We start from the raw sequence: 9,261 nt of genomic DNA, 5'->3' as shown, positions 1-9,261 counted from the left end.
CTGCTCCACTCCAGCTCCGGCACGGAGGAGGGCGCGATCACGGACATCGAGCGGGAGGCGGACCACTTCGCCTCCGCATTCCTGCTGCCGGCGGCGGAGATCTCCGCCGTGCTGGGGCGCGAGCCCGCCGTGGAATCGATCCTCGAGGCGAAGGGGCGCTTCCGCGTCTCCGCCGTCGCTCTGGCGTACCGGCTGCGGACCACCGGAGCGCTGACGGAGTGGTCCTACCGGACGACGGCCGGCGAACTCGCCTCCCGCGGCTACCGGACCGGCGAGCCGGGCGGCCTCCCGCACGAGCGCTCCCGGGTGTTCTCGACCGTCCTCACCCGCCTGCGTGAGAAGCACGGTCTGGGAACGGAGGAGATCGGCGAAGCGCTGGGGGTGGCAGCAGAGGAGGTCCACGGGCTCACGCTCGGCCATGCGCTGACGGCGTCGCGGGCGGGCGGGGACCCTGCACACGGCGGGGACGCCGGCCGCTCCACGAGCGGAGGACCCGCGCCCGAGGCCGCCTCACCGCCTCGGCTGCGCGTGGTCCGCTGACCGGCGGGCCGTGCCCTCTTGACCGGCTGAACCACCGACCGGCCGAGCTCCGCCGACGGGCTGGCTCCCGACGGTGGTGCAGTCGCTCCGCCGACTGGGGCCATGAGATTCTGGATGCACCAGGACGCGCTCGACGATTCTGACTGCTGGTTCCCAGCACGCCCTCACACAGCCGCGGCTCCCGCGGCGGAAAGGCAGCACCCATGGAATTCCGCTATCTGGGCAACTCCGGCCTCAAGGTCTCCGAGGTCACCTACGGCAACTGGCTCACGCACGGCTCGCAGGTGGAGAACGAGACCGCGGCACGCTGCGTCCGCGCCGCCCTCGACGCCGGCGTCACCACCTTCGACACCGCTGATGTCTACGCCAACACCGTCGCGGAGTCCGTCCTCGGCGAAGCGCTGGCCGGCGAGCGCCGGGAGTCCATGGAGATCCTCACCAAGGTCTACTGGCCCACCGGCCCCAAGGGCCACAACGACTCCGGCCTCTCCCGCAAGCACATCATGGAGTCGATCAACGGCTCCCTGTCCCGCCTGCAGACGGACTACGTGGACCTCTACCAGGCGCACCGCTACGACCACGAGACGCCGCTCGAGGAGACGATGCAGGCGTTCACGGACGTGGTCCGCCAGGGCAAGGCCCTCTACATCGGCGTCTCCGAGTGGTCCGCGGAGCAGATCCGCGCCGGTCACGCACTGGCGAAGGAGCTGGGTTTCCAGCTGGTCTCCAACCAGCCGCAGTACAACATGCTCTGGCGCGTCATCGAGGCCGAGGTGGTGCCCGTCAGCCGCGAGCTGGGCGTGAGCCAGATCGTGTGGTCGCCCATCGCCCAGGGCGCGCTCACCGGCAAGTACAAGCCGGGGCAGCCGCTCCCGGCAGGCTCTCGCGCCACGGATGAGCACGGCGGCGCACGCGCCATCGAGAAGTTCCTCTCCGAGGAGAACCTCCGGGCCATCGAGAAGCTCGAACCCATCGCCGCAGACCTGGGCCTGACCATGGCGCAGCTGGCCATCGCCTGGGTGCTCGCCAACGACAACGTGGCCTCGGCGCTCGTGGGGGCCTCGCGCCCGGAGCAGATCGAGTCCAATGCCGAGGCGGCAGGGGTGAAGCTCGAGGCGGATGTGCTCGCGGCGATCGACGAGGCCGTGGGCGCCCTGGCCGAACGCGACCCCGCGAAGACGGTCTCCCCCGCCACCCGTCCCAGCTGAACCGGCGGGCTCACACACAACGGCGGCGCCGGCACCCACAGAGCGTGGATACCGGCGCCGCCGTCATACTCAGCGCCGCCTCGCGCTCACTGCTTCCCGATGAAGTAGGAGTCATCTGCCCGGGCGACTCCCCCATCGAACCGGGACGGCCGGAAGTCCGCGAGCAGTGCGGACTCCTCACCGCGCAGCTCCTGCGCCGTCAGCGCACCGAACAGCGCCGCCAGCGTCATCCCGCTGTGGGTCACCGCGCAGTAGACCTTCTCCCCCTCGTCCACGAAGCCGATGATCGAGTGACCGTCCTCCGGGAAGCTCCTGCCGCTGAAGATCACCTTCTCCATCTCCACGGGCCTGCCGAACAGCCGCTCGAGTTCCCCCGCCATCACCTCGGCGACCTCCGCCAGCAGCTCCGGGGACTCCCCCTCCGCCACCCGCGGCTCCACCTCGGGCACCTGCACCCAGAGCCTGCCGTCATGGCGCGGCCGCACATTGAAGCGGTCGGAGATGAGCACGTGGCGCAGATCCACGTCCGTGGGCCGGGTGAGCCCCAGCAGGCTGTGGGTCCGCACCGTCGCCTGGCTGAGATCCGCCACCGGGATGCGGAAGCCCGAGGCCTCCGCGAGCGCGCCCGAAGCCGCCCCCGCCGCCACGACCACCCGGTCGAAGCTGCGGCTCGAGCCGTCGGCCAGATGCAGCACGGCACCGGACTCATCGCTGTCGATGCGCACGGCCTCGGCGATCTCGATCTCCACCCCGCGCCGGGCGAGCTCCGCCTGCAGGACCTCACCGAAGATGTCATTGTCGAGGTAGCCCTCGCTCGAGTAGAGCAGCGCCCCGTCCACGTCCCCGGGCCAGACGGCCGCCGGCTCCAGTCGCCTCAGCTCGTCCGCATCCACGCGACGGACCGGATAACCCTCCGCCTCCGCCTCCTCGATGCGGCGGGCGTAGGTGGCCGGCCGCTCCTCGGAGTGGTCGACGAGGAGGCAGCCGCTCCGGTGCATCCACCGCCGGCCGGTCGACAGCCGCTCCTGAAGCGCCAGATGTGCCTCGATGCCCTCCGCGTTGATCCGGTGGTAGGACGACGGGAACTTGCTGTTCGCGTTGATCCAGGCGAAGGACCGATGGCTGGCCCCGGCGAACGGATGCTCCCTCTCCACGACGGTGACGTCATGGCCGTCCGCGGAGAGCTCATGGGCGATGGACAGACCGAGCACACCGGCACCGATGACGCAGATCTTCACTGATGGATCACTTCCTCTTCTCTACGGGCGGGACCAGGACGGACGACGAGCAGCGCGATGCAGTATCCGAAAAGGCTCGCGACCATGCCGAACACGGCATAGGGCACCGTGGTTCCCAGCACATGCGCCCCTGCACATCCGATCACACCTGCGGCCATCGACGCATAGGCGACCACTCTGCTGACCGCCCACCGGCCGCTGAGGACGATGCCCAGGAGCAGCGGAACGGCCAGGATCGAGGCGGAGTACGCATAGGTGGCCACGAGCCAGTCGAGCGCCTTGGGGTAGATGATCGCGAGCCCCGCCGCCACGAGCGTCACACCCACGGTGCACCAGCGAGAGAGCCGCACACGCGTGCGCTCGTCGGTGGGCTTCTTCACGAACGCGTTGCGCAGATCGTTGATCATGTTGGCGACGACGGACTGAAGGGCGGAACCGGTGGTCGAGACGATGGTCGCCATGAGGAAGGCCCCGTAGATCGCCAGAAGCCACACGGGCACGTGCGCCAGGAACCACCCGGCCGCCTCCTCTCGCCCGTCCTCGCCCAGCCCCGGGTTCATCGCCCGGACCGCGAGGCCGATCACCAGGGCGTATCCGCCCGCGATGAGCACCATCACCGCGCTCAGGTAGATGCCCGTGCGGGCCTCCCTGCCGGACTTCGCGGCGAAGACGCGCTGGTAGTAGAGCTGATTGGTGAGCGTGCCCGGCAGGATGGCGAACAGCCACAGCAGAATGGTCGTCCAGCCTGCGGCGGCGAGCCCCTCCGGCATGGCGAAGAGCTCGTCCGGCACCTGCTCGACGATGGTCCCCCAGCCCCCGGCCGAATACACGGCATAGCCGGCGACGACGATCGAGGCGCCGATCATGAAGACGCCGAAGAAGAAGTCCGACCAGGCCACGGAGGTGAGACCGCCGGGCAGGACGAAGAGGAGGCTGATGAGCGCCATCGCGACGATGAGCGGCGCGAACGGGACACCCGTCACCTGACTGAAGAGGTTCGCGAAGGCGACGAACTGCGTGGCCAGCCAGCCGAACGGCACGATGATCACCGCCAGGGCGACGATGGTCATCATCACCTTGTGCTCACCGTAGAGCCGGGTGAACACCTCCGGGATCGTGCTGAAGCGGCGGCTGCGCAGCCAGTTGGCGAAGAGCGCGATGACGAGCATCCCCACCACCACGAAGGCCTCGTACCAGAACACGGAGAAGCCCCATGAATAGGCGATGCCCACATGGGCCACGAGGACGCCGCCGCCCACGGCCGTGGCGTACTGGGTGAATGCGAGGACGTAGACGGGCAGGCTCCTGCCTCCCACGATCCAGTCGGCCTCGGAGTTGTGTCTGCGCCCCACCAGGAAGGCGATCAGCGCGCCGATGCCGATGACGACCAGCGAGGCGATCCCGATGAGCACCGTCGTTCCGACGTTCATGACCGCTCCCCTCTGCTGAAGCGCAGTGAGTCCATCACGGCGACGGCGTCATCCGAGCTGCCGGTCTGCGCGTAGTCCGCGATGACCGACCCCACCATGGGCGAGAACTTGAAGCCCTGCCCGGACATGCCCACGGCCAGGAGGATCCGGTCGTCGACCGGCGACGGGCCCACCACCGGCGTCTCGTCGACGGCGAAGCCCTCCGTCCACGTCGAGACCCGGATCGCGGTGGGCTCCAGACCCGGCATGAGCCGCTCCACGGCTCGCTCCGCCGCACGGACGGTCTCCGGCTCGACGAGGCGCGGCAGGTCCTCCGGAGCGTCCAGGTCCTTCCACGGCAGGTGGTGCGGGAGGATCTTCACCGCCGCACCGTCCAGCACGGGGAAGCAGGAGAAGCCCCCTTCCTCATGCCGCCGGATGGAGATGGGCATCCGCGCCGGCTGGTGCAGGGGCACGTCCCTGGCGGGGAACCAGCCCGCCACCAGCCGCCGCGGCACCACGAGGTCCCGCCCCAGGCCGCTGAGCTCATTCACCCACGGGCCGGTGGCGACGACGACGGTGTCGAAGGCCTCGGGCCCGTCCGCGGTGTCGACCATGACGCCGCTGCGCACGGGCCGGATGCCCAGCACCCGCGTGTAGGGCCGATAGGCCGCGCCCAGCCGCATGCCCTCGTTCCGTGCGGCGAGGACGGCGAGCTCGGGCCGGAACACGCCGGCGCCCGGGTCGTAGACGCCCACCTCCCCCTCATCCAGGCCTAACTGCGGGTACTCCTCCGCCATCTCCGCCGTGCTGAGGACGCGATGCTCCAGTCCCGTCTGCTGCGCGCAGTCGATGACCGCCGCGACGTCCGCCTGCCAGGTGTGCCCGATCATCAGGCCGCCGCACATCTCCAGGACCTTCGTGCTCTGGTTCTCCTGCAGTCGCCGCCACAGCTGAAGCGACTTCCGGAGCAGCGGGACGTACTCCGCGCCCTCCTTGTACACGGTCCTGAAGATCCGGGACTCCCCTGCCGAGGCGCCCCTGTCGTTGGGAGTGTTCCACTGGTCGAAGACCGTGACGTCGAAGCCGCGCTCGGCCAGCTGCCAGGCGCTCATCACTCCGATGACTCCGGCGCCCACCACTGCGACGCGTCGTTTCTCATCCGGGTTCAAGTTGGCTCACCTCCATGGTGATGTTCGTGGGATGGAAGAGGAACTCCGCGATCTCGAGCGGCGTCCTCTCCGCGATCTGGATCGTCCGTACCTGGCGCAGGATCGGGGTGTCCTCACCGACACCCAGCAGCGCTGCGTCCGCGGCGTCCAGGTGCACGGCCGTCAGCGTCGACGACACGTGCCGGTCGGCGATTCCGCGCGCCATGTAGTGCGCGGTGGTCGTCAGGTGCACGAGGTCCTGGTCGAGGAGGTCCGGCACCTGGGTGAGGTCGACGACGCAGCGCTCCAGCGCGATGGGAGCGCCGGAGGTGTCGAGCTTGGTCCGCACGAGCTCCGCCAGCGGCGCACCCGGGTCCAGCACGCCCGCCGCGAGCGGGAACGAGGCCGCCGTGGCGACCCGGACGCCGTCCACCCGGTGCGCGCCCGCGACCTCCGGCTCGGTCAGCTGGGTGTCGAGCGTCCGCAGGATGTTGCCCCGGAGGCCGGTGGAGGCCACGCGTGTGCCGGCACCCCGGCGCCGCGTGACGATTCCGGCCTCCACGAGCCCCGTCATCGCCTTCTGCACGGGGTTCCGGCTCACGCCGAACATCTCCCGCAGCTCCGCCTCTGTCGGCAGCCGGTCCCCCACCGCCAACCGGCCGGAGCGGATCTCGCCCTCGATCCAGTCGCGGATCTCCGTGTGCTTCGCCATGACGTGAGACTAGACACATCGATTTGTAATGACAATGCTTTGAAGGAGCTGTCTTTTACTCCGAGACGCCGCCGGCCCACAGCTCCCGTCAGGGCCGACAGCGGCCTCGTCAGTGATGCTGAGTGACGTCGTCCGCGCCACCGGAGGGACACCGGCGCTTCACCCTCCCGCCACACTCCGCAGGTACGGTGCCCGGGATCCCGGGCACCCCGCGTCCTTCCGGCCGCGCTGCCCGCGTCACCGTGTCCCCACCGGAAAGCGAAGCGATGTCCCGCCCTCACGCCCCGCAGTCGTTCCCCGCTCCCGGCGGAGTCTCACCCGGGAGGGACGCCGCCGGCGAGGCACCGGGACGCCGTGCCTACCGGGGTGACGTCGACCTCCTGCGCCTGGCCGCCTGTCTCACCGTGATGCTCGGCCACGCCGGGGGCACGCTGATCCGCCGTACGCAGGACGAGCACCAGGACTCCGCCGCGTACCTCGTGGGTCACCTGGCCGAGGCCGTGAACCCGTGGGCCGTGCCCATGTTCTTCGCGATAGCGGGATGGGCCGTGCTGGCGGGCGCACCACCCCGGGACCAGGCGACGATGCTCGGACGGATCGTCCGGCACGCGGTGCCGCTGGCCTTCTGGTCCCTGGCATACCTGGGCGTCTACAAGATGGTCGCCTGGGACGAGGTGGACGTCCGCGGCACGCTCGTGCAGCTCCCCTTCAGCGCGACAGGGCCCGGCTACCACCTCTGGTACCTGTATCTGTACATCCCGCTCATCACGCTGTTCGGCGCGGCCGTGCTGCTCCTCCGCGGGAAGCGGCCGTGGGGCCTCGCCCTGCTGGGCCTCCTCTTCTCCGGCGGCGCGGTTCTGTTCGAGCTGGTGCAGCACGCGACGGGACTGGACCTGGGCGGCTGGCGATGGGGAGTGACGACGTACGCGGTCGTCTACTTCACCGCCGGCGGCATCCTCATCCACAGCGTGGGATCGCTGAGGCTGCCCCGCTGGGCATGCTGGGCCGCGGGCATCGTCTTCGCGGGTGCCTCGGCGCTCGTGTTCCTCTGGGAGACGCGCGTCCACTACCCCATCGAGAACGCGAATCCGCTCACCCCGGTCCTGGGCGTCTGTGTGATCCTCCTGATCGCCGCGGTGTGGCGCGGCGCCCGCGGCTCCGGCCCGGTCACAGGCGGCGACGTCCTGGGAGGCGACGGCCTCGGCGGTCGGAGGGGTCTCGGCGGTCGGAACGGCCTCGGCGGCGCACAGAGTCCCACTGACGGACGGAGCCTCACCGGCGAGCGTGCCGCTGCGGTGACCGCCGCTCGCCGCAGCCCGCTCCTCTCACGCCTCGCGGGCGCCTCGTTCGGCGCCTTCCTCGTCCATGTCTTCCTCATCGACGCCTGGTTCGGTGCACTCTTCCCCCTCGACTGGGGGCTCCTCGCCACGACGGCGCTCTTCCTCTGCGGCTGGCTCGGATGCTTCGCCGTCTCCCTCACCGCGAGCCTGCTGTGGGGACGTCTCCCCCACGCACGCCGCCTCCTGGGGTGAGGCACTGCTGAGCAGTCCCGCTCACGTCTCCGGCCTCGGGCACCCGCTCCCGAGGCCGGCTCACCCGGCCGCCCTCACGCGCCTATGCGCGTGGTCCTGCATCGGCTTCCGGGCGGACGGCGCCGGGGTCCTTCCCACACACCCGCGCGCGTGGTCCTGCAGCCGCCTCCGCGTGAACGATGTCGGCAACCGTTCTCATGCACCCAGGCGCGTGAGCAGCGCTGTGAGGCCGGCGCGCACACCGGTGCGCAGCGTCGTGGGGACGTCGTCCGGGCCGAAGAACGGCGAGTGGTTGCCGCCCGGGTGCCCCACCTCCATCGTCTCCTGCGCGTATCCGCCGAAGAACCAGTAGACGCCCGGCACCCCGAGCGAATCCGCGAAGACCCCGAAGTCCTCACTCCCGGTCACAGGTGCCGTGACGTTCACGCTGCTCTCGCCCAGCTCCCCGCGCAGCGCCTCGATCACCGCGGAGGCCTCGGCTTCGTCGTTGAAGCACCGGGGGAACCGGTATATCTCGGAGATCTCCGGAGCAGGAGCGCCCGAGGCCGCAGCCTCTCCCTCGATGATGCGCCGCACCGCGGCGAGCACCTTCTCACGGACGGGCGGCTCGAAGGTGCGGATGTTGAGCTTGAGGACCGCGCTGTCCGGGATGATGTTCTCCTTGGTGCCCGCGTGGAACGTACCCACCGTCACCACCGCCATGTCCGCACCGCCGATCTCCCGCGAGACCACTGTCTGCAGGCGTGTGACGATGTGGGCGCCCAGGACGATCGGGTCGATCGCGGCCTCGGGCTGCGAGCCGTGCGCCTGCCGGCCGTGCACCGTCACCTCCAGGGAGTCCGCCATCGCCATGGCGGTGCCGCGCGAGATGTTCACCGTGCCGGCGGTGCCCGGCCACACGTGCTGGCCGTAGACGGCCTCGGGCGCGGGGACCCTGTCCCACAGCCCGTCCTCGACCATCGCGACGGCCCCCGCGGAGGTCTCCTCACCCGGCTGGAACAGGAACACCACCGTGCCCGCCCACGCCTCCCTGTGCGCGGTGAGCAGCCGAGCGATCTCCAGCCCCGCGCTGATGTGGGTGTCGTGGCCGCAGCCGTGCATGACGGGGGTCACCGTCCCGTCCGGCAGCTCCCCGGTGGCGGTGGAGGCGTAGTCCAGTCCGGTGCGCTCCTCGATGGGAAGGCCGTCCGTGTCCGCACGGAAGGCGACCACCGGCCCCTCCCCGTTGCGCAGCACGGCCACCACGCCGGTGCCGCCGCATCGCTGCGATTCGAGGCCCAGTGCGGCGAGATGGGCCTCGATCCGCTCCGCGGTCCGGTGCTCCTGCATGGAGAGCTCCGGATGGGCGTGGAACTCCTGGTAGAGACGTTCGAGCGCCGGCAGGCCTGCGTCGAGGTCGGTGATGAGGGCGGTGGGCAGGGACATGGGCTTCGTCTCCTCCGTGCGGGGGTTCCTCTGTGCTGTGGATGGT

The 9,261-nt window shown here is 70.3% G+C and carries 8 protein-coding genes; 3 read left to right on the top strand and 5 right to left on the bottom strand.

Annotation, left to right across the window (positions count from 1 at the left end; all coding sequences use genetic code 11):
• On the top strand, positions 1–540 hold a 540-nt coding region (locus Q0A33_RS03285), incomplete at its 5' end, for an ImmA/IrrE family metallo-endopeptidase (protein WP_291793060.1).
• Positions 541–743: 203 nt separating this feature from the next.
• The gene (locus Q0A33_RS03280; protein WP_291793058.1) at positions 744–1,748 is read left to right on the top strand and encodes an aldo/keto reductase family protein; all 1,005 of its coding nucleotides are present in this window, start codon (positions 744–746) and stop codon (positions 1,746–1,748) included.
• An 86-nt stretch (positions 1,749–1,834) separates the two neighbouring features.
• Here Q0A33_RS03280 and Q0A33_RS03275 read toward each other — a convergent pair whose 3' ends face one another.
• From Q0A33_RS03275 to Q0A33_RS03260, 4 genes are read right to left on the bottom strand one after another with little or no spacing between them, the layout of a single operon-like run.
• The gene (locus tag Q0A33_RS03275; RefSeq protein WP_291793056.1) at positions 1,835–2,986 is read right to left on the bottom strand and encodes an FAD-binding oxidoreductase; all 1,152 of its coding nucleotides are present in this window, start codon (positions 2,984–2,986) and stop codon (positions 1,835–1,837) included.
• Positions 2,983–4,416 (bottom strand): sodium:solute symporter family protein, encoded by a 1,434-nt coding sequence (locus Q0A33_RS03270; protein WP_291793053.1) that lies wholly within the window; start codon positions 4,414–4,416, stop codon positions 2,983–2,985. The genes Q0A33_RS03275 and Q0A33_RS03270 overlap by 4 nt, the downstream gene beginning before the upstream one ends.
• Positions 4,413–5,567: an N-methyl-L-tryptophan oxidase gene (gene solA / locus Q0A33_RS03265; RefSeq protein ID WP_291793051.1), complete on the bottom strand. Its 1,155-nt coding sequence runs from the start codon at positions 5,565–5,567 to the stop codon at positions 4,413–4,415. Before solA ends, Q0A33_RS03270 begins: the two co-directional genes overlap by 4 nt.
• Positions 5,554–6,258: a GntR family transcriptional regulator gene (locus tag Q0A33_RS03260; protein ID WP_291793049.1), complete on the bottom strand. Its 705-nt coding sequence runs from the start codon at positions 6,256–6,258 to the stop codon at positions 5,554–5,556. The genes solA and Q0A33_RS03260 overlap by 14 nt, the downstream gene beginning before the upstream one ends.
• A gap of 266 nt (positions 6,259–6,524) precedes the next feature.
• Here Q0A33_RS03260 and Q0A33_RS03255 point away from each other — a divergent pair, with 266 nt between their 5' ends.
• Positions 6,525–7,790, top strand: a complete 1,266-nt coding sequence (locus Q0A33_RS03255; protein ID WP_291793045.1) for an acyltransferase — start codon at positions 6,525–6,527, stop codon at positions 7,788–7,790.
• A gap of 195 nt (positions 7,791–7,985) precedes the next feature.
• Here Q0A33_RS03255 and Q0A33_RS03250 read toward each other — a convergent pair whose 3' ends face one another.
• Complete coding sequence (locus Q0A33_RS03250; protein ID WP_291793063.1) at positions 7,986–9,215, bottom strand: amidohydrolase; 1,230 nt, start codon at positions 9,213–9,215, stop codon at positions 7,986–7,988.
• Between the last annotated feature and the right edge of the window lie 46 nt (positions 9,216–9,261).

Origin of the sequence: Brevibacterium sp., assembly GCF_022712115.1 — a bacterium.
Lineage (GTDB): Bacteria > Actinomycetota > Actinomycetes > Actinomycetales > Brevibacteriaceae > Brevibacterium > Brevibacterium salitolerans.
This window is presented reverse-complemented; position numbering and strand designations above follow the sequence as displayed.

Excerpts from the sequence above, each read along its gene's own strand:
- Q0A33_RS03280 (WP_291793058.1), top strand. The coding sequence starts at position 744 with ATGGAATTCCGCTATCTGGGCAACTCCGGCCTCAAGGTCTCCGAGGTC.
- Q0A33_RS03270 (WP_291793053.1), bottom strand. The coding sequence starts at position 4,416 with ATGAACGTCGGAACGACGGTGCTCATCGGGATCGCCTCGCTGGTCGTC.
- Q0A33_RS03260 (WP_291793049.1), bottom strand. The coding sequence starts at position 6,258 with ATGGCGAAGCACACGGAGATCCGCGACTGGATCGAGGGCGAGATCCGC.
- Q0A33_RS03255 (WP_291793045.1), top strand. The coding sequence starts at position 6,525 with ATGTCCCGCCCTCACGCCCCGCAGTCGTTCCCCGCTCCCGGCGGAGTC.
- Q0A33_RS03250 (WP_291793063.1), bottom strand. The coding sequence starts at position 9,215 with ATGTCCCTGCCCACCGCCCTCATCACCGACCTCGACGCAGGCCTGCCG.